Origin of the sequence: Halogranum amylolyticum (assembly GCF_900110465.1) — an archaeon.
Taxonomy (GTDB): domain Archaea; phylum Halobacteriota; class Halobacteria; order Halobacteriales; family Haloferacaceae; genus Halogranum; species Halogranum amylolyticum.
On record NZ_FODV01000004.1, the window covers coordinates 323146 to 347396 of the forward strand.

Annotated in this window: 26 protein-coding genes, 3 tRNA genes and 1 pseudogene; 17 read left to right on the plus strand and 13 right to left on the minus strand. The window is 63.7% G+C overall.

Annotated elements, in window-relative coordinates; translation table 11 throughout:
• Positions 1 to 24: 24 nt before the first annotated feature.
• Entirely contained in the window at positions 25 to 678 is a 654-nt protein-coding gene (locus BSG17_RS10325) for a hypothetical protein (protein ID WP_089823674.1), read from the plus strand.
• Between the two features lie 55 nt (positions 679 to 733).
• Positions 734 to 1060: a DUF5785 family protein gene (locus tag BSG17_RS10330; RefSeq protein WP_089823676.1), complete on the plus strand. Its 327-nt coding sequence runs from the start codon at positions 734 to 736 to the stop codon at positions 1058 to 1060.
• A gap of 1 nt (position 1061) precedes the next feature.
• Here the strand turns inward: BSG17_RS10330 and udk are convergent, their stop codons facing one another.
• Positions 1062 to 1757: a uridine kinase gene (udk, locus tag BSG17_RS10335; RefSeq protein WP_089823939.1), complete on the minus strand. Its 696-nt coding sequence runs from the start codon at positions 1755 to 1757 to the stop codon at positions 1062 to 1064.
• A 179-nt stretch (positions 1758 to 1936) separates the two neighbouring features.
• On the opposite strand from udk, the gene BSG17_RS10340 reads away from it, so the two are divergent.
• The 4 genes from BSG17_RS10340 (at position 1937) to BSG17_RS10355 (ending at position 5065) form a co-directional block, all read left to right on the plus strand.
• The gene (locus BSG17_RS10340; RefSeq protein WP_089823678.1) at positions 1937 to 2740 is read left to right on the plus strand and encodes a GTP cyclohydrolase III; all 804 of its coding nucleotides are present in this window, start codon (positions 1937 to 1939) and stop codon (positions 2738 to 2740) included.
• Positions 2741 to 2786: 46 nt separating this feature from the next.
• Complete coding sequence (locus tag BSG17_RS10345) at positions 2787 to 3350, plus strand: CBS domain-containing protein (protein WP_089823680.1); 564 nt, start codon at positions 2787 to 2789, stop codon at positions 3348 to 3350.
• A 121-nt stretch (positions 3351 to 3471) separates the two neighbouring features.
• Positions 3472 to 4764: an ABC transporter substrate-binding protein gene (locus BSG17_RS10350; RefSeq protein ID WP_089823682.1), complete on the plus strand. Its 1293-nt coding sequence runs from the start codon at positions 3472 to 3474 to the stop codon at positions 4762 to 4764.
• A 100-nt stretch (positions 4765 to 4864) separates the two neighbouring features.
• Positions 4865 to 5065, plus strand: a complete 201-nt coding sequence (locus BSG17_RS10355) for a hypothetical protein (protein WP_139246587.1) — start codon at positions 4865 to 4867, stop codon at positions 5063 to 5065.
• A gap of 45 nt (positions 5066 to 5110) precedes the next feature.
• Here BSG17_RS10355 and BSG17_RS10360 read toward each other — a convergent pair whose 3' ends face one another.
• The 4 genes from BSG17_RS10360 to BSG17_RS10375 are packed head-to-tail and all read right to left on the minus strand — an operon-like array spanning position 5111 to position 9124.
• A complete protein-coding gene (locus BSG17_RS10360) occupies positions 5111 to 5815 on the minus strand; it encodes an ABC transporter ATP-binding protein (RefSeq protein ID WP_089823686.1) in 705 nt (234 codons plus the stop codon).
• Positions 5812 to 6681 carry an ABC transporter ATP-binding protein gene (locus tag BSG17_RS10365; protein WP_244531512.1) on the minus strand — a complete coding sequence of 290 codons (870 nt, stop codon included), beginning with the start codon at positions 6679 to 6681 and terminating at the stop codon, positions 5812 to 5814. Before BSG17_RS10365 ends, BSG17_RS10360 begins: the two co-directional genes overlap by 4 nt.
• The gene (locus BSG17_RS10370; RefSeq protein WP_089823688.1) at positions 6678 to 8021 is read right to left on the minus strand and encodes a branched-chain amino acid ABC transporter permease; all 1344 of its coding nucleotides are present in this window, start codon (positions 8019 to 8021) and stop codon (positions 6678 to 6680) included. The genes BSG17_RS10365 and BSG17_RS10370 overlap by 4 nt, the downstream gene beginning before the upstream one ends.
• Complete coding sequence (locus tag BSG17_RS10375) at positions 8018 to 9124, minus strand: branched-chain amino acid ABC transporter permease (RefSeq protein ID WP_089823690.1); 1107 nt, start codon at positions 9122 to 9124, stop codon at positions 8018 to 8020. Before BSG17_RS10375 ends, BSG17_RS10370 begins: the two co-directional genes overlap by 4 nt.
• Positions 9125 to 9315: 191 nt before the next feature.
• Between BSG17_RS10375 and BSG17_RS10380 the strand changes: the two genes are divergently transcribed.
• The 3 genes from BSG17_RS10380 to BSG17_RS28230 all read left to right on the plus strand — a co-directional run bounded on the left by BSG17_RS10380 (position 9316) and on the right by BSG17_RS28230 (position 10321).
• A complete protein-coding gene (locus tag BSG17_RS10380; RefSeq protein ID WP_244531513.1) occupies positions 9316 to 9840 on the plus strand; it encodes a GNAT family N-acetyltransferase in 525 nt (174 codons plus the stop codon).
• Positions 9841 to 9884: 44 nt separating this feature from the next.
• Positions 9885 to 9958, plus strand: a tRNA-Thr gene (locus tag BSG17_RS10385).
• Between the two features lie 234 nt (positions 9959 to 10192).
• Positions 10193 to 10321, plus strand: a complete 129-nt coding sequence (locus BSG17_RS28230; protein WP_280141165.1) for a hypothetical protein — start codon at positions 10193 to 10195, stop codon at positions 10319 to 10321.
• Positions 10322 to 10481: 160 nt separating this feature from the next.
• Here BSG17_RS28230 and BSG17_RS10390 read toward each other — a convergent pair whose 3' ends face one another.
• From BSG17_RS10390 to BSG17_RS10420, 7 genes are all read right to left on the minus strand, one after another.
• Positions 10482 to 10703, minus strand: coding sequence for a helix-turn-helix domain-containing protein (locus BSG17_RS10390; protein ID WP_170864774.1), 222 nt, complete (start codon positions 10701 to 10703; stop codon positions 10482 to 10484).
• A gap of 179 nt (positions 10704 to 10882) precedes the next feature.
• Positions 10883 to 10975: transfer RNA gene (locus tag BSG17_RS10395), tRNA-Ser, on the minus strand.
• A gap of 104 nt (positions 10976 to 11079) precedes the next feature.
• Positions 11080 to 12915 carry an FAD-binding protein gene (locus BSG17_RS10400; protein ID WP_089823692.1) on the minus strand — a complete coding sequence of 612 codons (1836 nt, stop codon included), beginning with the start codon at positions 12913 to 12915 and terminating at the stop codon, positions 11080 to 11082.
• 18 nt (positions 12916 to 12933) lie between these two features.
• The gene (locus BSG17_RS10405) at positions 12934 to 13812 is read right to left on the minus strand and encodes a succinate dehydrogenase/fumarate reductase iron-sulfur subunit (protein ID WP_089823695.1); all 879 of its coding nucleotides are present in this window, start codon (positions 13810 to 13812) and stop codon (positions 12934 to 12936) included.
• 1 nt (position 13813) lies between these two features.
• Complete coding sequence (locus BSG17_RS10410) at positions 13814 to 14179, minus strand: succinate dehydrogenase/fumarate reductase transmembrane subunit (protein ID WP_089823697.1); 366 nt, start codon at positions 14177 to 14179, stop codon at positions 13814 to 13816.
• Position 14180: 1 nt separating this feature from the next.
• Entirely contained in the window at positions 14181 to 14573 is a 393-nt protein-coding gene (sdhC, locus tag BSG17_RS10415) for a succinate dehydrogenase, cytochrome b556 subunit (protein WP_089823699.1), read from the minus strand.
• A 140-nt stretch (positions 14574 to 14713) separates the two neighbouring features.
• Positions 14714 to 15739 carry a succinylglutamate desuccinylase/aspartoacylase family protein gene (locus tag BSG17_RS10420; protein ID WP_089823701.1) on the minus strand — a complete coding sequence of 342 codons (1026 nt, stop codon included), beginning with the start codon at positions 15737 to 15739 and terminating at the stop codon, positions 14714 to 14716.
• A gap of 118 nt (positions 15740 to 15857) precedes the next feature.
• Between BSG17_RS10420 and BSG17_RS10425 the strand changes: the two genes are divergently transcribed.
• From BSG17_RS10425 to BSG17_RS10460, 8 genes and pseudogenes are all read left to right on the plus strand, one after another.
• A complete protein-coding gene (locus tag BSG17_RS10425) occupies positions 15858 to 17216 on the plus strand; it encodes a putative ATP-dependent zinc protease (RefSeq protein ID WP_089823703.1) in 1359 nt (452 codons plus the stop codon).
• Positions 17217 to 17272: 56 nt separating this feature from the next.
• Positions 17273 to 17866, plus strand: coding sequence for a DNA-3-methyladenine glycosylase family protein (locus BSG17_RS10430; protein ID WP_089823705.1), 594 nt, complete (start codon positions 17273 to 17275; stop codon positions 17864 to 17866).
• 158 nt (positions 17867 to 18024) lie between these two features.
• Positions 18025 to 20004 (plus strand): 3-hydroxyacyl-CoA dehydrogenase NAD-binding domain-containing protein, encoded by a 1980-nt coding sequence (locus tag BSG17_RS10435; RefSeq protein WP_089823707.1) that lies wholly within the window; start codon positions 18025 to 18027, stop codon positions 20002 to 20004.
• 95 nt (positions 20005 to 20099) lie between these two features.
• Positions 20100 to 20174 (plus strand) — tRNA-Glu (locus tag BSG17_RS10440).
• Positions 20175 to 20452: 278 nt separating this feature from the next.
• Positions 20453 to 21187: pseudogene (locus BSG17_RS28590) on the plus strand (RAD55 family ATPase); the annotation flags it as partial.
• A gap of 219 nt (positions 21188 to 21406) precedes the next feature.
• The gene (locus BSG17_RS27775; protein WP_244531514.1) at positions 21407 to 21946 is read left to right on the plus strand and encodes a hypothetical protein; all 540 of its coding nucleotides are present in this window, start codon (positions 21407 to 21409) and stop codon (positions 21944 to 21946) included.
• Between the two features lie 613 nt (positions 21947 to 22559).
• Positions 22560 to 23228 (plus strand): DUF7344 domain-containing protein, encoded by a 669-nt coding sequence (locus BSG17_RS10455; RefSeq protein WP_089823713.1) that lies wholly within the window; start codon positions 22560 to 22562, stop codon positions 23226 to 23228.
• A 25-nt stretch (positions 23229 to 23253) separates the two neighbouring features.
• Positions 23254 to 23676 carry a disulfide bond formation protein B gene (locus BSG17_RS10460; RefSeq protein WP_089823715.1) on the plus strand — a complete coding sequence of 141 codons (423 nt, stop codon included), beginning with the start codon at positions 23254 to 23256 and terminating at the stop codon, positions 23674 to 23676.
• A gap of 53 nt (positions 23677 to 23729) precedes the next feature.
• Here BSG17_RS10460 and BSG17_RS10465 read toward each other — a convergent pair whose 3' ends face one another.
• Positions 23730 to 24242: a DUF7344 domain-containing protein gene (locus tag BSG17_RS10465; protein WP_089823717.1), complete on the minus strand. Its 513-nt coding sequence runs from the start codon at positions 24240 to 24242 to the stop codon at positions 23730 to 23732.
• Between the last annotated feature and the right edge of the window lie 9 nt (positions 24243 to 24251).

The following is a 24251-nucleotide window of genomic DNA, read 5'->3' on the forward strand; positions in this document are numbered from 1 at the left end:
CGTCTCTGGAGACCAACTCAATGTATGACAGGTTCCCGTCGGTCGTTCCTCCACGCCCTCAGTATCGGATCCGCTGGTCTCACAGCCGGTTGTCTCGGCTCCGAGTCGGTCGTTCAACAGTTTGGTAGTGACGACGAAGCGGACGCGTCGTCGGTTCCAGCAGAACCACAGACGAAACCGGGCGAAGCAGACACGCTCGTCGCAGAACACGCAGTTACCGACGAGAACCTCACGTATCTGCCCGACGAGCACGCCGTGCAGTACATCGCGATGTGGCGGCACACGAACCGCGAGGAAGTCGAAGAAGGCGAGAAGCCGGAGCGAAAGCCGGTCTACGAGACGAAACCGTTCGACGAGTGGGCAGAGACAGAGTGTCGGTTCGTCGCGTCCCGTGCAGCCAAGGAGACCGTAATCGACCGGTTGGACTCCGATGAGAACGGCTTGGGCGCAGGAGTGAGTTCGGCAGTTCCGGGCTACGAAGACGAACTCGTCGCCACTATCAACCTTCAGTGGACACTGGACCGCGACGGGACAGTCGTCGCCGAACCCACCGTCACGCTCGACCGAGTCGTCGCGGCCACACCGAAGACCGTGGAGGCGACCGTCTCGCTCGCAGAACGCGAACACACCTGCACCGTCCCGATCGTCGTGCGCGAGGCTGTGATGCGGTACAACTGATTCGACTCCCATCCGCATCCGTAATGGCTTTGAGTCGGCCTGCCAAGGCCTATCTATGAGCGCCGACTGGCCACACGACCCCGACGGCGAAGAGGGCAGCGAGGGAATGCGCAAGTACGGCCACGCCGTCATCGCCAAGAAGATCGACGAGGACGAGGACTTCCCGCTGGACCGCGACGAGTTCGTCGCGGAGTACGGCGAGGACCCCATCCGCATCGACTACGAGACGGTCGTCCCGATGAAGGATATCTTCGCACACGTCGACCAGGAAGAGTACGTCGACTTCCCGGATCTCCACAAGGCGCTGGGTCGCGCGATGCGCGCACAGGGCTACTGGTTCTACGAGGGTGCCGACAAGTTCGTCAAGAACACCACCGCTTGAGCTAGTCTTCCGACGTTTCGACGCCGACGTTCTCGCTGAGTTCCTTCTCGAAGTCTCGACGCTCCCAGTCGCGACTGGTCTCGCCGGCCGCCTCCGCCTGCACCTTCTCCTCCAGCAGGTTGACCGCGACGCTGTTTGCCCCCTCGGGGATGATGAGGTCGGCGTGTTTCTTCGAGGGTTCGATGAACTGCTCGTGCATCGGCTTCACCGTCGAGAGATACTGGTTCATCACGCCCTCCAGGTCCCGCTCCCGCTCGATGACGTCCCGCTGGATGCGCCGGAGGATGCGCACGTCAGCGTCCGTCTCGACGTAGAGACAGAGATCCATCATGTCGTTTATCTCCTCGTCGTACAGCGCGAGGATGCCCTCGAGGATGATGACGTCCGTCGGTTCGACGTGGACGCACTCGTCTCTCCGGTTGTGGATCGAGAAGTCGTACTGGGGCATCTCGACGGCGCGACCCTCCAGCAGGTCGGTCAGCTGTTCCCGGAGGAGCTCCCACTCGAACGCCGAGGGGTGGTCGTAGTTGACCGCCTCGCGTTCCTCTATCTCCAGATGGCTGAGGTCCTCGTAATAGTTGTCCAGCGGGATGCGCGTAACCGACTCGCCGACGTTCTCGGTGATGAGTCGCGCCACCGTCGTCTTGCCGGCTCCGGTCCCACCCGCGATGCCGATGACGAACGACGGGATGGTCATGTCGTGGAGACTGCGCCGAATCCGTTTGAACCTACTGTTTCGGTTCATCCGTGGGTCGGCGTCGCAGACCGCCGGACGAGCGGCCGTCTCCGGCCGCCGCTTCCATGGCACACGAGACCACAGACCACTCGCCGAGTGATTCAGTAGCTCTTATCACATACTGGACGCACTCCACAAACGTGACGAACACGCAGCTGACGCACCTCCAGCTCGACAACTACGGCCCGTGGACCGTGACGCCGGAACCGCGGAGAGAGATGGACCTCCAGACGCTCCAGTCGCGACTGTTCGCGGACGTCGCGCAGTTCGTCGGCGGCTACGGCGGCTACGTCTTCCCGACACGGTACGACAACCTCGTGGCCGTCACGAACGGTCTCGACCGTCGCGCACACGAGTCGCTCCAGGAGTCGCTCGACAACCGCTACCCGATCACCGTGAGCCTCGGTATCGGGACCGGTCGTCGACCGGCCGACGCCCTCGACGCAGCCAGTACTCATCTCCACGAGGCGGGGAGTGCACAGGACGGCGACCGGACCCAAGTGTTCGGCGGCGACCCGCTCGCCGAGTCCGTTCGGAGCGACGAGGACCTCGAAGTAGCCCACTTCGACGTCGACGACGCGACCGACGTCTACACCGACCGGCTGAACGAGTACGACGCCTACCTCGCCATCGAGCGCGGCTACTCGGCGCTCGCACGGTATCTCCGCGAGGAACACGGTGCGCTCGCCTTCTTCGCCGGCGGCGACAACGTCGTCGCCGTCTGCCCGGCGCTGTCGGACCGTGACTACCACGACGCCATCGACCACGTCCGCGAGACGGCGAGCGTCGACCTCAAAGTCGGCGTCGGGGCGGGATACACCGCACAGGAGGCGGGAATGAAGGCCAAACACGCCCTCGAACACTGTCGAGAGGAACAAGTCCCGGTCGTCCGCGACGAGGGCGGCGAGCGTCCGAAGCTACAGATAGCGTCTCTCGACCCATAAGCCTGCTGGAGGTAGCTTTTAGCTCCGCTCGCGCCAACTTTCGAGCATGCGTGAGAATATCACTGTTCGCGATATCATCGGGATGGAGTACGTCGGGGTGAGCGAGTCGGATACGGTGGAGGCCGCGGCCGAACTGATGCTCGAAGAGGACGCCGACACGGTGGTCGTCCTCCGTGGACGGGAGCCGGTGGGGATGCTAACGTGTCGGGACGCGCTGTCGACGTTACTGACCGACGACGGCGCTGCCGACCGGCCGGTGTCGGAGGTGATGTCCGAGACCGCTCCACGGATCACGACGCTCGCGGACGTCGACGAGGCCGCCGACGTCATGTTCTCCGAGCCGACGAGTCGCCTGTTCGTCTTCGACGACGGCGAGTTCGTCGGCCTGCTCACCGAGCGCGAGGTGATGGCGGCGACGTCGTCGCGGGCGGTCGACCGGGGGTTCGACGCGGAGGCGAACGAACCGGAACTCCGCGCCGACGGGTCGGAGGTCGAAGCCGAGGTCAGCGAGTTCTCCACGCAGAGCATCTGTGAGGTCTGTGGCTCACTCGTTCGCGACCTCTCGAACATGAACGGACAGCTCATCTGTGCGGACTGTCGCGAAGTCTGATCGCTTTCGGTAGACATCTCTGCACAGTGATGTTAATTTTCGGCTATCAGGGCCTGAATCGACCACCTGACCAGGGTTCACGAGAGATAGGTTTATAAACTGTACATCCCACCATGCGGGTATGTTACGTGATATCGAACGGCGTGACTTCCTGAAAGGCGTCGGAACTGCAGGTGTCGTCGGTCTGGCTGGCTGTACCAGCGGCGGCGACGGCGGCGACGGCGGTAGCGACGGCAACGGTACCGGCGGCGGTGGTGGTGGCGGTGGGGACCGAACAATTCAGTACGGCGTCCTCCTCCCGTTGACGGGCGACCTCGGCTCCGTCGGGCAGCCGATGCGCGACGCCGCGATCCTCCCGTCGAAGCAGCTGTCCGACGCCGACCTCGGCGGGTTGAGCGTCAAAGAGACCGTCGAGGACACGCAGACCAACCCCTCGTCCGGCATCAGTGCGGCGAACAGCCTCATCAACTCCGGCATTCCGGGCATCTGCGGCCCGGCCTCCTCGGGTGTAAACATCCAGGTGTCGAGGCAGGTGTTCATCCCGAACCAGGTGGTCGGCGTCTCACCGTCCAGCACGGCACCGAGCGTCACCGACCTCGAGGACGACGACTTCGTCTACCGGACGGCACCGTCGGACGCCCTCCAGGGACAGGTCGTCTCTCGGGTGGCGAACGACAGCGTCGGGGCCAGCACGGCGGCGACGATGTACGTCAACAACGACTACGGCCAACTCCTCTCGCAGGCGTTCGTCAGCGCGTTCGAGGAGAACGGCGGGACGGTTCAAAAGGAGGTCTCCTTCGAGAAACAGCAGTCGTCGTACACCTCGAAGCTCCAGTCGGCCCTGGGCGGCGGTCCGGACGCGCTCGTCGTCATCGGCTATCCGGCGTCGGGCGTCCAGCTGTTCACCGACTACTACGCCGACTTCGACGACGGCACCGACATCCTCGTCACCGACGGGATGCAGGACGCCCAGATGCAGAAACAGGTCGGTAACCCGATGGAGAACGTGACGGGAACGGCTCCGCAGCCGTCCGGTCCGGCCGCCGACGCGTTCGCCTCGGCGTACAACGACGAGTACGGCCGCGACCCCTCCGTGTTCAACGCCCACTCCTACGACGCGGCGGCGACGCTCATCCTCGCCAACGCGTGGGCGGGTGAGAACAGCGGGACGGCCGTCCGCGACGCGATGCGAGAGATCGCGAACCCCGAGGGGACGGAGGTCACCATCGAGAACCTCGCGGAGGGCGTCAAGATGGCGGCCAACGGCGAGGCGATCAACTACGCCGGCGCGTCCAGCGCGGTCGACTTCGACGACAACGGCGACATGAAGGCGGTCTCCTACTCCGTCTGGCAGTTCGCCCCCGACAGCGAGTCGGGCATCGAAGTCGTCGACACCATCCAGTTCGAGGCGTAAACCCCGGTACATCTCTTTTGCGACCGGCGTCCGAGTCCGCCGCGAGTGGCCACCACGACTTTTGTGCGTACCCGCGTCGGGAGAAGTGGAGAAAGAGACGGTGAAGACAGCCGACGACGCCGGCGGCCGAACGCTCGATCCGCGGAACTACACCGGACGATCGACAAAGACGACGATGACCGACCACAGTCGAGATACGGACGGAGAGTTCGAGTATCACCTCCGGCAAGCATACCATCTCGCCGAGCGCGACGAGGTCCGATATCACATCAGGAAGGCGGCGGCGACGCTCCGTGAGTGATCGAGGAGAGCGGAGACGACGAGCGGAGCCGTGCTCCCGACCGGCTCAGCCACCGAGGAACCGCTGTCTGACCTCGTCGTCGCCGAGCAGTTCGTCGCCGCTCCCGACGTAACCGTTTTTCCCGTTGACGAGCACGTAGCCGCGGTCACAGCGACGGAGCGCCTCCTTGGCGTTCTGTTCGACCATCAGGATAGCCGTGCCGCCGTCGTTGATCTCGTCGATACGGTCGAACATGTCGTCGACGAGGTCGGGTGCGAGTCCCGCAGAGGGTTCGTCGAGCAGGAGAAGCTCCGGTTCGAGCATCAGCGCGCGACCCATCGCGAGCATCTGTCGCTGCCCGCCGCTCATCGTCCCGGCCTTCTGTTCCTGGCGGTCCTCGAGGATGGGGAACCGCTCGAACACCGCCCTGAGCGCCGGTTCCGGCACCTCGTCGAGGATGTACGCACCCATCTCCAGATTCTCGCGAACCGTCAGCGAGTCGAAGATGTTGTCGTTCTGCGGGACGTAGCCGACGCCGTAGTGAATGATCTCCTCGGGGGCCAACCCCGTGATGTCGTCGTCGTCGAAAGTGACCGTCCCGCCCATGTGGGTCGTCAGGCCGAAGACCGACTTCATCGCCGTTGACTTCCCCGCACCGTTCGGGCCGACGATGGTGACGTACTCGCCGTCGTCGACTTCGAGATCGAGATCGGTCAGGATCTGGAGGTCGCCGTAGCCCGCATCCAGCGAATCCACGCGGAGGAGACTCACTCGACCTCACCTCCGAGGTACGCCTCGATGACGCGCTCGTCGGACTTGATCGCCGCCGGCGGTCCGTCGGCGAGCAGTCGACCCTGATGGAGGACGAGCACGCGCGAGCAGTTGTTCATGATGAGGTCGATGTCGTGTTCGACGAGCAAGAAGGTGTACCCCTGTTCGCGGAGTTCGTGGATGTGTTCGATCAGTTTCTCCTCCAGCGACGGGTTTACCCCGGCGAACGGTTCGTCCAAGAGCAGGATGTCGGGGTCGGTCATCAGCGCGCGGGCCATCTCCAGCAGTTTGCGCTGCCCGCCCGAGAGGTTGCCCGCATACTCCTCGGCGAGGTGGTCGATGTCGAAGAACTCGAGCATCTCCCAGGCACGTTCGAGCACCTCGGCCTCGTCTCGCTCGACCTGACTGCGCGCGCCGGGGAGGACCGAACGCCACAGCGCCTCGCCGCGCTGGTGTTTCGGCGCGAGCATCATATTCTCCAAGACGGTCATCTCCGAGAGTTCGCGCGCGATCTGGAACGTCCGGACCATCCCCCGGTCGGCGATCTTGTACGGACGCATCCCCGTGACGTCCTCGCCGTAGAGTTCGACCGTGCCGCTGTCGGGCGTCAGGAACCCCGTGATGAGGTTGAACGTCGTCGACTTCCCCGCCCCGTTCGGCCCGATGAGACCGGTTATCTTCCCCTCCTCGATCTCGAAGGAGGTGTCGTCGACGGCGGTGATCCCCGAGAACGTCTTCCGGAGGTTCCGGACGCGAAGCGGCGGCGTCTCGCCGGCGTCCGTCACCGTTCCACTCGGGGCCGTCTCTGTGGAGTCGGTCGACTCGACCCGCTCCTCGGTGTCGGTAGGAGGGGCGGCGTCGCTCACCGCTCTTCACCTCCGTCGGCGGCGGCGGTCGACTCGCGAGAGGGTCGGCGCAGCGAGATGCTCGACGCCGTCTCCTTGCGATGACCGAGCAGCCCCTCCGGACGGTTCTGCATCAGCCAGATGAGGACGATACCGACGAGAACGAGTCGGAGCGGTGCGATGTTGTCCAGCGCGTACGCGAAGAACGTCGCGATCTCGAAGTCGAACAGCGCGCCGACGGCACCCGCGAACGTCGACGGCGAACTGCCGAGATCCATCGTCTGGCTCGCGACGTTGGCGAGGTAGCGCGGTCCCTCGAACAGCACCGCGGCGAACAGCGCCGCACCGACGACGCTGCCGGTGTTCGATCCGGCACCGCCGATGATGAGCGCGATCCAGATGAAGAACGTCACCTGCGGCAGGAACGTGTTGGGGTTGACGAAGCCGAGACTCCCCTGCCAGAGGATGCCCGCCAGCCCCATCAGCGCACAGCCGACCATGAACGACTTGATCTTGAACAGGTTCGTGTTCTTCCCCAGCGCGCGGGCGACGTCCTCGTCCTCGCGGATCGCCTTCAGCACGCGCCCGAACGGCGAGTTGCCGATTCGGGAGAGCAGCCAGTAGAACGCGACGACGAAGACGAGCAGGACGACGGCGTACAGCCAGTTGTTGACGACGCTCGGTTGGATGCCGGCGTTCTGGGCGGCGGTCGTGATGCCGCCGATCAGCGACCCGACGCCGGGGAGTCCGTTGAGCGTCTCCAGAAAGACCGTGTCCGGGTCGTTCTGGATGCCGATACCGCCGCCGCCGCCGGTACCGAGTTCCGTCCCTGCGATGGTGAACGACTGGAGCGTCGAGGAGAGATACGAGATACGGATGATCTCCGAGAACGCGATGGTGACGATGGCGAGGTAGTCGGCGCGGAGTCTGAGCGCGGGCAGTGCCGCGACGAGTCCGATGAACGCCGCGGCGGCCATCCCCGCGAGGATACCGACCCACAGCGGGAGGCCGAGTCCCGGCACGCGCGCGTCGGGCGCGGCCGAGACCATCATCATGGTGTACGTCCCGACGGCCATGAAGCCGGCCACGCCGATGTTGAACAGCCCCGTGTACCCCCAGTGGAGGTTGAGCGCCAACACCGCCAGCGCGTAGACGGCCGTGAGGAACGTGAGGCGGGCGAGCGCGTTGACCTGCCCGTTGATGCCGTAGCCGAGCACCGTCCCGATGACGACGAACACGACGTACACCGCGAGCAGGAGCCCGACGACGAGCGCCGCGTCGCCGGTGACGAGCCGCTGGAGCGGACTCCGCGAACTCGGCTCGTCGCCGAGGAACCGACCGAGGTAGTCGCGGACGCTCATGCGGTCGTCCTCCCAGCGAAGAGCCCGCTCGGTTTGAACAGGAGGATGAGGATCATCAGCGCGAACGCCGCCGCCTGCGTGAACTCGCTGGGCAACCAGACGAGCGACACCGTGTCGGTCAGCCCGATGACGAGTCCACCCAGAATCGCCCCGTAGATCGAGCCGATACCGCCGAGGATGACGGCGGCGAAGATGAGAAGCAGGAGGATCCACCCGCGGTTGTAGGCGATGGTGCCCGACTCGAGGATGAGCAGGTAGCCCGCGACGCCGGCGAGACCGGCACCGATGACCCACGTCCACCGGATCACCTTCTCGGTCGGGATCCCCGTCACCCGCGCCAGGTCCTTGTTGTCCGACATCGCTCGCATCGCCTTCCCGAGTTTCGTCCGCTGGAGCAAGAGGTGGACGCCCACCATCAGCGCGAGCGCGCAGAACGCGAGCGTCAGTTCGTGGTAGCCGAAACTGTACTCGACGCCCGCGAGCGTCCCTTTGACACCCGGCGGCGTCACGGCGACGGAGCGCGGTGCCGTCCCGAAGACGAACACCAGCATGTAGCGGAGGATGAACGCGACCCCGATGCTCGCGATGAGCAGCGCGATCCCGTCTTGGCTCCGCATCGGTCGGTAAACGAGCCGGTCGACGAGCAGCGACAGGAGCACCGCCGCCACGCCCGCGACGACGATGCCGACGACGATCGCCAGCGGCGCGCCGACGACGCTCGTCTGAAGCTCCGAGGAGAAGACGTCGCCGGCGGCCCCGAGCACGAGGAGGCTGCCGATGTCGGCGACGCCGAGGCCGGCGACGACCCACGTCGCCGCCCACCCGGCGAACGCACCGCTCGTGATGTAGTCGCCGTGTGCGAAGTTCGCGAAGTTCAGAATGCTGTACGTCATCGACAGGCCGACGCCGGCGAGGCCGATGACCAGTCCGTTCACGACGCCGCGCCAGACGAGAACGACGAGCGTCGACGCCGTGACCTCCCCAGCCATCAACTTAGTTCCGAGATCGAACAGAACGACCAGACCGACGACGAGCCCCAGAAGCATCATCGGCCGCTCGGTTACGAGCCGCCGACCACGTGAGGTATTATCTGCTATCCCCATTGTTAATCAACCACACGTTAGTGTGGGACAGTCAGTCACATAAAAGACTTCCTACTGTCTCGGTCGAATTCGGATGCTGTCGGGCAGTCTCGAGATGTCCAGAAGCTGTACAGTGCTGCATAGACGTGTACGACGGTGGTCGACGATGGCTGTGCGGACGACGGGAAACAGATTACTCCGTGGCGTGCGGAGTGTCCGACATCACCACCGAAGAGCCACCGATAGCGATCGAGTCGCCGACCGTGAGCGAAGTCGAGACGCTCGCCGACCTCTGGGTCGACTTGGCACGCGGACAGCGCGAGTACGGGTCGCATCTCCGGACGGCGTCGAACCGTGAGTTCGTCCGCGACACGATCGCACACCAGATCGCGTCGGGCGGTATCCTCGTCGCGCGAGCGACGGCGAACGAGCTGTCCGAGATCGTCGGGTTCGTCACGTTTTCGCCCGAGAGCGGCCAGTACGACCAGGACGTCACTCGCGGCGTAATACAGAACCTCTACGTCGTCCCCGAGCGTCGAGACGAGGGTGTCGGTGAGAAGTTGCTCGCGGCGGCCGAGTCACGGTTCGCGACGGCCGGTATCGACGTCGTCACGCTGGACGCGATGGCCGCAAACGAGGCTGCACGACGCTTCTACCGTCGACAGGGCTATCGCGTCCACCGCGTCGAGTTGGAGAAGCGTGTCGAAAACGATAATAAGACGAGGCAAGACGATTGACTCGGAGACGGTGTGTCGGCGACGACGTGCTGTCGGTTCGCGGTGCCAGGAGAGCATGGGTGGTTCATGCACTCGACTTGTAATCGAGACTTCGTGGGTTCGAATCCCACTCCTGGCTTGACGCCCGAACGACAGTGAGGGCGGTCAACTTCTAGGGGATTCGAAGCAGGGAGTGAAACGACCGTGGTTCAAAGCCCACTCCTGGTTTATCGGATCCGAGCGACAGCGGGGAAACTCCGCTGTGGGATGCGAACTCGAGTGCACCGCAAACGGAGTGAGTACGCCGTGTCGAAGAGACACCCTTGATAACCCAGGGTTGGGGTTGATGTGTGACCACACGAACACGAGAGACATGGTTCGGTCCGACGACACCGCCGACGAGCGAGAACGGATCCGTCAGTTCCTGTCGATGCCACCGTCGCGACGCCACCCCGACATGTTGCTCCCGTCCGAGGAACAGGACGAACAGGAGCGCGAATAGTCTGTCTTCGCCGGAGACTGTTTATCCGAGCAACACGAAGACAGAACCATGACAGGGTCCGACACGTTCTTTCTCGTCATCACGCTCCTCATCTTCGCGCTCATCGTGCTCGGGATCGTGCTGAGTTTTCTGTGACGAGTCGGGACGACGAGGAGTCGCCTCAGGCGACCGTGTAACGGTCCGCGTCTCGCGAGACGTACTCGCGGTCCGAGAGCGTCCGGAGGATGCTGTAGAGCGAGAGTTTCTTCATGTCGAGTGCCTCCTGCAGTTCCGCGAGCGTCGCCGTCCCGTGCGTCGAGAGATATAGATAGACGAGTTTCGCCCGAGGCGACTCGAGCTCTCGGGGTAGCGTCGTCGGTGTCGTCGTCTGCTGGTGCATCATCGTACTCCCTACTGCGGTTTCGACGATGATAAAACCCCTATTCAACGATCGTCGAACTCACGAACACGGAGAGTTCGGCGTCTCAGCGGAGTCTCGCGGGAAACTGTCGTGAGAGGTGAACGGTCCGACAGGCGATGAACCCCCGGTGCTGGCGCTCGGTTTCGACTGTCGTCGACAAGTGGAAGGGGCGGGAGTCGAACCACGCGAAGCCAAGATCCACCGCGACGGGCAAAGCCCTCAACGGTGATGCTCTACCACTGAGCCACCCTTCCGTCGCAGGCTAAGCGTCGGGGGAACAAATAGCTTCGTCACCGACCGCCGGACGGGAGAGGGAGCGCCCGGGGGGCGTCGTCGCGAACCGAAGTGGCCGCGAGCGTCAGTAGCTGCGTTCTTTCGGTTCGTACGTCTTGTCCTCGCCTTCGAGGACGACCGGCTTGTAGTAGACCTCGGGGCTGCCGCTGTTCCAGTCGAGCATCGTGTGTTTCAACCACTCGTCGTCCTTCCGCTCTTGGTGCTCCTTCCGCCAGTGGGCACCGCGGAACTCCTCGCGGACGAGCGCGCCGACGGTGATCGCCTCGGCGACGTCGATGACGTTTCGGGTCTCGTAGGTCATCTGGAGGTCGGTGTTGAAGGTCTTCGAGGGGTCCGCGACGTAGACCTCCTCGTACAGTTCGCGCGTCTCGCGGATGACTTCGAGCGCCTTCTTCAGCCCCTCCTTCTCGCGGAACACGTTGACCCACCGGGTCATCGCTTTCTGGAGCTTCGCGCGGATCTCGGCGTGCTGGAGCCCCTCGTCTTTCTCCATCAGCCGTTCGACGCGCTGCTTCTCGCGGTCGACTGCCGCTTGGATGAGTTCGTCGGGGGTCGACAGCGTCGCGCGTCCGCCGTCGGCGACGGCCTCACCGAGGAGCCCTTCCTCACCCAGCGTGACGGGCGAGTCGACCTCGTCGCGTTCTTCGTCTCCGTTGCGACCCGTCTTGACCTCAGGTTCGCCGAGGTCGACGCCGGCGGCGTGGTGACCGGCGCGGGCGCCAAACACCATCAGTTCGGGCAGCGCGTTCCCGCCGAGACGGTTCGCGCCGTGGACGCTCGCACAGGCGCACTCCCCGGCGGCGTAGAGCCCCTCGATACAGGTCTGGCCGTGCTCGTTGGTCTCGATGCCGCCCATCTCGTAGTGCTGGCCGGGCTTGACCGGCATCGGCTCCTCGAGGCCGTTGACGCCCTCGAAGTCGCGGGCGAGATGGAGGATGTTCTCCAGGCGGTCGATGATGCGTTCCTCGCCGAGGTGACGCATGTCGAGGTGGACGTACTCGTCCTCGATACCGCGACCCTCGTTGACCTCGGTCAGCTCGGCACGCGACACCACGTCGCGTGAGGCGAGTTCGCCGGCGTTGTTCGCGTAGCCGTGTTCGAACATGAACCGCTCGCCCTCGGAGTTGTAGAGGATACCACCCTCCCCGCGGACGCCCTCGGAGATGAGGACGCCCGTCGAGGGCAGCGTCGTCGGGTGGAACTGGACGAACTCCATGTCCTCCAGCGGCACACCGGCACGGTAGGCCATCGCCTGCCCGTCGCCGGTACAGGAGACGGCGTTCGTCGTGTGGTCGAACGCCTGTCCGAGCCCACCGGTCGCCAGGATGACGCCGTTGTGCGCTTTGAACCCTTCAATCGCACCCGTCTGGACGTCGTAGGCGACGACGCCGTGACAGGACCGGTCGCGAGGGTCCTCCTCGTCGGTGACGGCGAGGTTCATCACGTACCACTCGTCGTAGACGGTGATGCCCCGCTTGACGACCTGTTCGTACAGGGTGTGCAGCAGGTGGTGACCCGTCTCCGCACCCGCGTAGGTCGTCCGCGGGAACGAGAGGCCGCCGAACGGTCGCTGGGAGACGCGGCCGTCGTCCTCGCGGGAGAACGGCATCCCCCAGTGTTCGGTCTGGATGACCTCGTCGGGGGCGTCCTTCGCGAGCTTTTCGATCGAGGGGGCGTCGCCGAGATAGTCCGACCCCTTCATCGTGTCGTACGCGTGCAGGTCCCAGGAGTCGCCCTCCCGGAGCGCCGCGTTGATTCCGCCTTCGGCCGCGCCGGTGTGGCTGCGCACCGGATGCAGTTTCGTCACCATCGCGACGTCTGCACCCTCTTCGTGGGCCGCGACGGCCGCACGGAGGCCCGCACCACCCGCACCGACGACGAGAACGTCGTGTTCGTACATGTTTGTCTTTCTCCGTTGTTACCAGAACTTCAGGTTGCTCTTGACCGCCTCTCGCTTCAACTCCTGGATGTGCTCCGTCAGGGGGATGTCCTTCGGACACACCTCGGTGCAGGAGAACTGCGTCTGACAGCGCCAGACGCCGTGTTCCTGCTCTAAGATCTCCATCCGGTGTTCCTTCCGGTTTTCGCCCTCGCGTTCGTCCATCGCGAAGCGGTAGGCCTTGTTGATGGCGGCGGGGCCGAGATACTTGTTGTCCCCTGCGGCGATGTTACACGAGGACGCACACGCCCCACACCAGATACAGCGCGTCGACATCTTGACCTTCTCGTGGTTCGCGCGGCTCTGTCGCTGCTCCTCGCCGTCGGGCGTCTCCTCGGCGTCGAAGTACGGTTCGACCGCGTGCATCTGGTCGTAGAAGTGCTCCATGTCGACGACGAGGTCCTTGACGACCTCCTGGTGGGGGAGCGGTTCGATCCGGACCGGTTCGTCGAGGTCCGCCACCTGGGTCTGACAGCCGAGTCGCTGTCGACCGTTGATGAACAGTGCGTCGGAGCCACAGACCGCCTGCCGACAGGAGTGTCGGAACGTCAGACTGGAGTCGTAGTGGTCCCGAGCGTACATCAGCGCGTCGAGGACGGTCATCCCCTTGTGGAACGGGACGTGGAACTCGTCGAACCGCGGTTCCTGTTTGGCAGCGACCTCGGGATCGTAGCGGAACACCTTCAGCGTGGCCGTGTTCTCGTCGGAGAGGTCGCGCTCCTTCTCGAGGGTCTGTTTCGCCCGCTCGATCTTCTCGCGACGGTCCTGTTTCTTCTGCTTGCGCTTCTCCTGAACAGTCGCGACCTCGTCAGCCGGCTGTTCGTCCGTCTCCTGAGAGTCGGGTACTTGTGTGCTCATGTTAGACGAGGGTACTCCATGCTGCCGCGGTTCGCAGTCCTTGGACGATGAGGAGGACGCTCGCGACGACGAGCGTCCACTTCACGGCCGCCAGTTTCTGGCCGGTGAGTCCCTGGTTGACGAGCGCGTTGTAGACGCCGTTGACGCCGTGGAACGTCGCCGTGACGAGGAACAACACCATCAGCGAGAGGTAGGTCCACTCGCTCATCCGTGCCTGACTCATCCCGAACGTCACCTCGCTCGCGTGGTTGACGAAGTGAAGCAGGAAGAAGTGGAACGCGAGCACGACGACGAGGAACGCCGCCGTGATACGCTGCCAGAGCCACCGCTGGGTGCCGTCCTGGAACGAACTGTATCGCTCTGCCATCTCAGAGCACCTCCGCGACGAACGTCGGAACGCTCGCGACCACGATCGCACCGGTCAAGATGAGCGACGCGTAGAAGCTCTTGTCCTGTGCCTCCAACCCGACACCCAAGTCGACCAGGAGCAGCCGCAGTCCGTTCAGAATGTGGAAGACTGCGACCGCGAGCAGGCCGACTTCGAGGATACGGACGACCAGCAGGCTCTCGAGCGCCTGAATCGTGGTCGTGTAGGCCGTCTCACCGGTGAGTGCCGTCGAGAGGACGGCGATGTGGGTAAACAGGTAGCCCACCAGCACCCACCCGGTGAACTTGTGGAATATCCAGGCCCACATACCAGCCGTGAACTCCCGCCAGCGGCCGAAGTCCTCGATGAGGCCTCGATTGTAAGACTGACTCATACTCCTGTAAGGCTCAGGAGCGGGGGGTCATAGAAGTTACGTGTGCGCGCGTAGAAACCCGGCAACGGATGCCGGCTGCGGCGAGCGTTTACAGAAAGTCAAAAAAAAAAAGCCCACGACTGTAGTCGTGGGAGAAGTCACTAGGTATCGTGTTCGTGTTCCGGCGACTGTTCCTGTTCGACGACGCGCCGCGTGACGTCGTCGAGTTCGACTAGATGACACAGCGGGTTGCCGGGGTAGACGACCGGGTTCTCCAGCAGGCCGACGAGCAGCCCTGTGAACGGCGCTTCGATGAACGTGTTGTCGTCTTTGAACGGGTTGGTGATGGTGCAGATGCGGTCGCCCTCGTGGACGAGCGAGCCACGTTCGAAGTGCATGTCGACGATACCGCCGGCGTCCGCGCGGATCCACGTCTTCTCCTGGTCGCCGGTGATGATCGTTCGCCAGCCGGGCCAGCGGACGGCGCTCGTCTCGCGGAGTCCGTACTCCGCGAAGACGCTCTCGGTTCCCGCGAGCGCCTCGTCGATGAGGACGCGCTGGAACCGGTGGGCCTCGCCCATCTCGATAGTGATGGTCGGGACGCCCGCGCGGGTGGCCTCGCCGCGGAGGCTGCCGCTCGGTCCCTCGCTGTCGATGATGACGTGTGTCCCGAACGCCTTCGCCAGTCGGGACGAGCGGTCGTCGGACATGTCCGCCCGCACGTGGAGCATGTTCGTCCGTCCCCGCGTCGAGGTGTGGAAGTCGAGGCCGAAGTCGCAGGGTGCGATGAAGTTCTCGAAGATGCGATGAGCCATCCGCTTCGCGCTCGTCGAGTCTGCCCGTCCGGGGAACGACCGGTTCAGGTCGCGGTCGTAGATGGGGAGGTAGCGTTGCTGGAAGAGAAAGCCCGGGACGTTCAGCACGGGCATGCAGACGAGCGTCCCCGCGAGATCCGAGAGGTCCCACTCGTAGGCGACCTCGCGGACGACCTCGATACCGTTGAGTTCGTCGCCGTGGGCGGCCGCCGAGAGGAACACCGTCGGTCCCGGCTTCTCGCCGTTGATGATACTGACCGGGATCCGGATCGGATCGCCGAGATACGTCTCACTGATACCGTAGCGAATGTTCTGCCGTTCGCCCGGCGCGACTCTTCCCCCGTGATAGGTGAAGGCCCCGTCGTCGCTCATACCACCTCTCGGAGAGGCCGATATATAAAACGTCCCCGAGAGCGCTCGTGATGTCCATGAACTTTCGTTTTGAGATACCGGCAGCCATTTGAAACCGCACGGAGATACAACACAGTACATGGATACAACTGACGCCGACCAGGTCCGAGTTGGAGTGCTTTCGCTCCACAACAGCAAGGAGACGAAGGCCATCCTCAACGCCGTCGAAGATCTCGGACACACGCCCGTCTGGCTGCGCCAGGAGAACACGGCCATCAGCGTCGAGGACAGCGAACTCACCCTCGAACCCGACATCGACATCGTTGCCAACCGTCTCCTCCTCTCGAACACCGAAGAGCCAGCCGAACTGCTCGGCCTCGCGACGACGTTCAACCGGGTCCGCCCGATGCTGAACGAACCGGACGCCGTGATGGCCTCGATCCACAAGTTCGCGACGGCGGCGACACTCGCGAACTGGAACATCAAGGTGCCCGACGCGCTGCTCGCGCTCTCGAACGACCGACTCAACCAAGATCGCGAACGGTTCGGCGACGTCGGCGTCTACAAGACCGCCATCGGTACCCACGGCGGCGGCACCTGGAAGGTCGACCTCACGGAACCGGTCAACCCGAAGGTCGGCAACCGACAGGCGTTCCTCCAGGCACTCATCGACCGCGACGGCGAGCGTCACCGTGACCTCCGCGTCTACATCGTCGACGGCGAGATCATCGGCGCGATGTACCGCTTCGCCCCCGAGGGCGACTGGCGGACGAACGTCGCCCTCGGCGGCGACGTGCTCAACGCGACCGACGAGATGCCCGACGAGGCCGCCGAGACGGCGCTCTACGCCGCCGACGTCATGGGGCTGGACTACGCGGGCGTCGACCTCATCGAGGGCAACGACGGCTGGTTCGTCCTCGAGGTCAACCCCACGGCGGGGTTCAAGGGGCTCTACAAGGCGACGGGCCAGAGTCCGGCACCACACATCGCCAAGGCGGCGATCGAACGCGCCGGCGGCACCGTCGACGACGAGCGCGTCTCCGAACTCGCCGCGACGCTCGACGACTCCGAACCGTCCTGCAAACCGCGGATCGAACCGCCCGAACAGGAGGACGTCCCCATCATCGGCTACATCGAGGACGTCGTCGTCTCGGGGACGAGCGGATCGACGCAGGCGAAGGCGAAGTCGGACACGGGTGCGACCCGGACGAGCATCGACACGAGTCTCGCCGCCGAGATCGGGGCCGGCCCCATCAAGAGTATGACGCGCGTCAAGTCCGGCAGTCTCAAATCGGGGAAGGCACGCCCCGTCGTCGACCTCGTCATCGGCATCGGTGGGACGCAGCACACCGTCACCGCCAGCGTCGAGGACCGCAGCCACATGGACTACCCGCTGCTGCTCGGCCGGGACATCCTCGAACACTACCGCGTCGACGTCCGTCGTCGCTCCGACGGTGACAACAAACCGCTCGACAGCGACGAGTATCTCGAAGAGTAGCCGGACAGCCAGAGAGGTTTTCCCCGCCAGCGCCGTTGTCCCGTACCAGAGTCACGATGATCGAAGACGCCCGTCCCGTGCTCCGTCGGGACCCCGTGATGAAGCGACTGATCGACGAGTACGACCCCTACGTCGAACCGGACTGGTCCGAGTTCGAGCGACTCTGCATCTCGATCGTCAACCAGCAGCTCTCGACGGCGAGTGCGGCGGCGGTCAGAGAGCGCGTCTTCGACGTACTGGACGGCGAGGTGACCCCGGAGACGGTGTTGGCGGCCGACGAGGCGGCGCTCCGCGACGCGGGGCTGTCGACGATGAAAGTCGACTACGTCCGGAACGCGGCGCGTACGTTCCAGGCGGAAGACTTCTCTCGGGAGGCGCTGACCGACCTCGACGACGAGACGGTCGTCGACCGCCTCACCGAGATCAAGGGAATCGGCGACTGGACGGCCCGGATGTACCTCCTCTTCGTGTTGGAGCGGGAGGACGTCCTGCCACTGGGTGATCTGGCGGTTCGGAAGGGGATCGAGCAGCTGTACGCCGACGGCGGCGAGCTGACGCGAGCAGAGATGCGAGGGATCGCAGAGCAGTGGCGACCCTACCGGTCGGTGGCGACCCGCTACATCTGGGCGGAGTACGAGTCCGACGACTGAGGCGACGTTCCCCGCCGGTCGTAGTGTGGACGGACGCCCAAAACGTCGGCGGCGACGTCCCGCGACTCGCCGTCGATCGGGTCGGAGAGTAAACTCTGCGTCGGTTGTTGATTCGGAGAGGGGAAACGTTGAAACGGGCGGCAGACGACCAGTCGTCCATGGACGTTGATGACATCAACAGTATCACGGTTCTTGGCGCAGGGAACATGGGCCACGGGATCGCAGAGGTCGCGGCGCTCGCCGGCTACACGGTGAACCTGCGAGACATCAACGAGGAGTTCGTGCAGAAAGGATACGACCAGATCGAGTGGAGTCTGAACAAACTCGCCGAGAAGGACCGCATCAGCGACGACGACGCCGAAGCCGCGCTCGACCGTGTGACCACGTTCGTCGACGCTGGCGAGTCCGTCGCCGACGCCGACGTGGTCATCGAGGCCGTCCCAGAGAAGATGGATATCAAGAAGGAGGTCTACGAGGCTATCGACGAGCACGCCCCGGAGCACACCATCTTCGCGACGAACACTTCCAGTCTCTCCATCACGGAACTGTCGGAGGTCACCGACCGCCCGAAACAGTTCTGCGGGATGCACTTCTTCAACCCGCCGGTCCGGATGCAGCTCGTCGAGGTCATCTCGGGTGAACACACCGCCGACGAGACGATGGACACCATCGAGGCGCTCGCCGAGCAGATGGACAAGACGCCCGTCCGCGTCCGCAAGGACAGCCCCGGCTTCATCGTCAACCGCATTCTCGTCCCGCTGATGAACGAGGCGGCGTGGATGGTCCAGAACGACTACGCCACCGTCGCCGAAGTCGACAGTACGGCGAAGTACGGCCTCGGACATCCGATGGGGAGCTTCGAGCTCGCAGACCAGGTCGGCATCGACGTCGGCGTCCACGTCCTCGAATATCTCCACGAGGTGCTCGGCGACGCCTACCGGCCGTGCCCGCTGCTCGAAGAGAAGGTCGAAGAGGGGGAACTCGGGAAGAAGACGGGAACGGGCTTCTATGAGTACGAGGACGGTGACGGCGTGCAGATTCCAACCGACGAGGTCCGCGAGGACGTCGAGCGTCGCCTGCTCGCGCTCATGGCGAACGAGGTCGCCGGACTCGTCGCCAACGACGTCGCCGACCCCGAATCGATCGACAAGGCGATGAAACTGGGTGCAGGCTATCCGGACGGTTCCGCCAAGGCTGCCGACGAGGCTGGCCTCGACACGCTCGTCGAGACGCTCGACGACCTCCACGAGGAGACGGGCGAAGAACGCTACGTCGTCGTCGACTACCTCCGCGAACTCGCCGAGGAGGGCGAGGGATTCTACGGCGCGAGCGACGAGCAAGAGAGCGAGGAACACGACTTCGAGACGATCCGCATCGAGCACGAGGGGTCCGTAGGTCATCTCGTCATCAACCGCCCGCACCAGATGAACTCCATCAGCCCCGAACTCCTCGGCGAACTCTCGACGGCGATCGACCTGTTGGCCGACGACGACGAGGTTCGCGCGATTCTCCTCACCGGCGCGGGTGACCGTGCGTTCTCCGCTGGTGCGGACGTGATGGGAATGGCCTCCGGCGGTTCGGACCCGCTGCGGGGCGTCGAACTCTCGAAGAAAGGTCAAGAGACGTTCGGGAAACTCGTCGCCTGTGACAAGCCCGTGGTCGCCGGTATCGACGGCTACTGTCTCGGCGGTGGGATGGAGTTGGCAACCTGCGCAGATCTCCGAATCGCCAGCGAGCGCTCGAAGCTCGGCCAGCCGGAACACAACCTCGGCCTGATTCCGGGGTGGGGTGGGACCCAGCGACTCGCCCGCATCGTCGGCGAGGGGCGTGCGAAGGAGATTATCTTTACTGCCGAACGGTTCGACGCCGAGACGATGGAGCGCTACGGCTTCCTCAACCAAGTCGTCGGCAACGACGAACTCCACGAGAAGTCGATGGAACTCGCGCAGTCGCTTGCCGGTGGGCCGCCCATCGCCCAAGCGTTCACGAAACGCGCCATGCGGAAGGGCTGGGAGAACCAGGAAGCGGGACTCGAAATCGAGGCACAGGCGTTCGGCCACCTGATGACCACCGACGACCTCAACGAGGGTATCATGGCGTTCGCTAGCGACCGCGACCCGGAGTTCGAAGGTAAGTAGGTCAGTCGCCGACGGGACTCTCGGGTGACTCTCCCTACCGAACCCGTCCCGTAACGGAATCTTTAAACGAATACGGCCGACAGTTGAGAGTGGAAGCTCGGTTGGTGTAGTCCGGCCAATCATCTTGGCCTTTCGAGCCGAGGACAGGGGTTCAAATCCCCTACCGAGCATTTCCAAGGCTTCTACCACCCGATATCAGCCGTGGAGTGACAAAACCAGGTTCACCCCACAGGCCAATTCGATTCGACGGAACAGAACCCCGACACCGTACAGCGATTAGCTATTCTGTCAGGCTCGGTTCAAGACAGGTGGTTCCCCATGAGTTACGTCCGCGAAGATTCTGAGCAGCCACACAGAGGTCGAGAATCCAGGGTCACCGAGCGTTCCTTTTTCGAGACTCTCAGAAATGAATCCTAATGACTAAACTCCGCACCGGACATCGTTCGGTATGGCTGTTTCAACTGGATGCCCGGAACTGGATAGACTCCTCGGTGGCGGTATCCCGAATCGGAGAACAGCCCTCGTTACGGGTGGTCCAGGAACGGGAAAGAGCACGTTCGCACTACAGTTTCTTCAAGCGGGTCTCGAGAAAGACGAGTCTTGTCTCTATATCAGTACGGAGCAAACGCGAGAAGAACTCGTTGACTCCTTCGAGGAGTTCGAGTTCAACCTTCGACACGACGATCTCGACATCCTAACCCTGCAAGCCGTTCCTGGCGAACAAGTCGTCCACGACGACTCGATGTTGGTACTCCACTCGGATACCGACGACCCTGACGAACGACCGCTCGATTTCAGTAGCGAAGATACGCTCTCGTATCTCCGGCACGAACTGAAGCCATACGCACCCACAGATCGGGTCGTTCTAGACAGTGTGTCAGCTCTTGCAGCGTTCGCAACCGACCCCCATCGATTCCGGAGAGACGTTCTCGAACTCGGCCGTTTCATTGCGAATCGGTTCGACGCAACATCGTTGTTCACCAGTGAGCGTGGTGTTCGACCGACAGGAGACTCGACCGGAAACGTGGATATTGATGCGCTGAAGTACATCACCCACGCCGTCATCGATCTCCGTCGAGAGAACATTCGAGGAGAGAATCATCGGCGTCTCGTTATCGAGAAACTCCGTGGGCAGAACCACGACTCACGTCCTCATGAGTATGATATTACGACCAGTGGGCTTCGCATCCTGTCACGTCGGCCGATTCGGAACGTTGGTAGTGAAACAGCAGTTTCGACGGGTATCGAGGGACTCGATGAGTTGCTAGGTGGAGGTGTCGTTCGTGGCGGAACTGCGCTCCTCGAACACGACGGACGAGCAAATCTGAACGAGTTCGTCGCTCGAGTCATGGAAGCGGCTCTCGAGCAAGGGTTCGTCGTCCCGTTCATCCCCTCCGTGAATATGACCCCCGAGCAAGTTGACTACTACCTCTCGGATACGGCTCCGAACGTCCCAGAACTCCTCGAGCAGGACAAGCTCTTCATCTTTGACGCGGCAGGTGTTCGAGATGCGTCAGTGCGCAACGTGTTCCACGTAGAGGGAGGAGCAGAAGACGTCCAAGAGGCCGCTGAACTCATCGCAGAACGGCGTGATGACGAGCCGCTGTACTACATCGCTAACACGGAAGCACTCCTCCGCGCAGTGAGTTCGAGTGAGCTTCGGGATCTCCGCTACTGGGCACGCACAGACTACCTGACGGAGCAAGACACGGCTCTCTTCATGCACTATCCAGAGATGATAGACGACGAACTGGCGGAGTTCTTCGTCGACGATGCGAACCAAGTCGTCGAAACCTGGCTCGACGAGTCTGGCCTTCAGTATCTGGTGTTAGAGAAGTCACCGACAGGGTATCTCGGAAGCACCCGATACGTCGAGTTCGATTCGAACTATCCCTACATCCGCGTTCAGTCACCCTCGGACTCAGGCCTTCGGCAGCATTGACGACTGACGATTCGGCTCGACCTCACCTAGCTGTCAGCACAACGATCAGGGTAGAAACACGTTCCGTCATTACGCTGGAGTATCCACGGCTGAAACAACCCCCATTTCGGGCATTTGGTGGTGCTCAACACCCCGAAGGGGCGGCCAGCCATCTTGGTCTTTCGAGCCGAGAACAGGGGTTCAAATCCCCTACCGAGCAGTTCTCTCCGAAGCTACGTTCGGAGCGATCGCTCCGGGCGCATCGTTCCGACTGTGAGGCGACGGTCGGTGGTGGGACCGCCCTACCGGACGTTGTCCGAACGGACCGACGGGAGCGATGTCTCCGGGACGTGAGTCGGCGACCCCGCCCGTCGACGGGCGAGTCGGACAGTTCGACGGTGTCGAGAGAACCGACACCGAGAGTCACTCACGGCACCCGAACTATGGCGAGTTTCTGATAGTAGCGGTCGACTACCGGTTCAGAAACGAGCGACGAGAGGCTAACTGTCCGGAACTCTAAAAAATGGTCCAAGCAGGAAGTTCAATCGATTGAAAGGACACTTAGTATTATATTCCTCTCCGTCGTACAGTCTGTTCGTCTTGCTAAAGTGCCTGGCTGGCACGGAGGGACACAATGGGAACCAATCTAGAGACACTACAGGCAGAGACGGGAGAGGCGCTGTCGAAAGATGAAATATTTTCGACACTAAGCAACCAGCGGCGGCGGTACGTGATCCACTATCTGAAACACGACCCCTCGCAGGTGCGGATACGTGATCTCGCGGAGCAGATCGCCGCCTGGGAGAACGACATCACCGTCGAGGAGCTCACCTACAAGCAACGAAAGCGGGTGTACACCTCGTTGCACCAGACGCATCTGCCGAAGATGGACGACTGTGGGATCGTCGAGTACGACCGTGACCGCGGGTTGATCTCGCTCGCGCCGGGCGCGGCAGACCTCGAGGTCTACCTCGAAGTCGTCTCGGGAAACGACCTCCCGTGGAGCGACTTCTATCTCGGACTGTCGGCGGCCGCGCTCCTACTGGTCGCCGTCGGCTGGGCAGGCATCCTCCCAGTCGACGTCCCGCCGCTCGGCTACGCCGCGTTCATCGCCCTCGCGTTCGGTGCCGCCGCGGGCGTCCACAGCTACGTCACTCGGCAGATGAAGGTCGGAACGCTCGACGTCCCCCCCGACGACTCGGCGCCCGCGAACGACGACGAACGACCGACCGGGCTGTCGGACCCCGAACCCAGCCGCGACGGCGTCGCACTCACTCCCGGAGTCGACGAGAGCAACGATTAACCGCCCGGAACCGCCACGAGACAGTATGGACCGTCCCCGCGCCCTCCTCGGTGCCGCCACCGTCGTCGCCGCCGTCGCGACTGCGGGGAGTCTCTTTTTCAGTCTCGGTGTCGGGCTGACGCCGTGTGAACTCTGCTGGTACCAGCGGATCCTGATGTACCCGCTCGTCGTCGTCCTCGGCGTGGCCGCGATCGACGGCGACGACCGCGTGTGGCGGACGGCGCTCCCCCTGTCGACGTTCGGGACGGTCGTCGCCGCGTACCACAGCTACCTGCAGGTGAACCCCGACGTCGGCGGCGTCTGCGGCGTCGGCGGCGGCTGTGCGGCAGTGCTCTACCCGATGGCCGGTGGCCTCCTGACGATCCCCCGACTGTCGCTCGTCGCCTTCCTTCTCGTCACCGCCGCGTTACTCGTCCTCCGGCAGTGGTCGGCGACGTCGAACCGCTGACGACACGGCGACGGCGAGGCGAGGCCGGTGACGACGTCACCGTCGACCGTCGGTCATCGCCCGTGCGTGCGGACTATCGCCAGGAGCGCGAGCGCGGCGATAGCGACGAGGACGACGAGTGCCCAGTGGACGGGTCTGACGGCCGAGACGAGCGGAACGTCCAGCAGCGAGACGGCGACGAGCGAGACGCCGAGCACGGCGAGTCCGAGCACGAGTCTCGGGGCAGGTCGTGTCGGAGCGTCGGCGGTCGAGGTGGTCAGATACGCTTCGACCTCTTCGACGCCGTCGAGCAGTCTCACCTCGTTCGCCGCCGGGTCGAACGCCACGATGCCGGCCTCGTCCAGTTTGGGGAGATGCGTCTGGTGCAGCGAGACGTAGACGCTCTGGCGGACGTTCCGGGGTGGCGGCGACTCGTCCGCTTCGCTCGCGGCGATCGTGTCGGCGAGGTCACCGACCGTTCTGGTGCCTCCGGTCGCCCGAAGACAGTGGATCACCGACCGTCGTCGGTCGTTACGGAGGATGTCGTACACCTCGCTCTCGGCGAGGGAAGGGACGGTGGTGCTCATCTGGAGGTA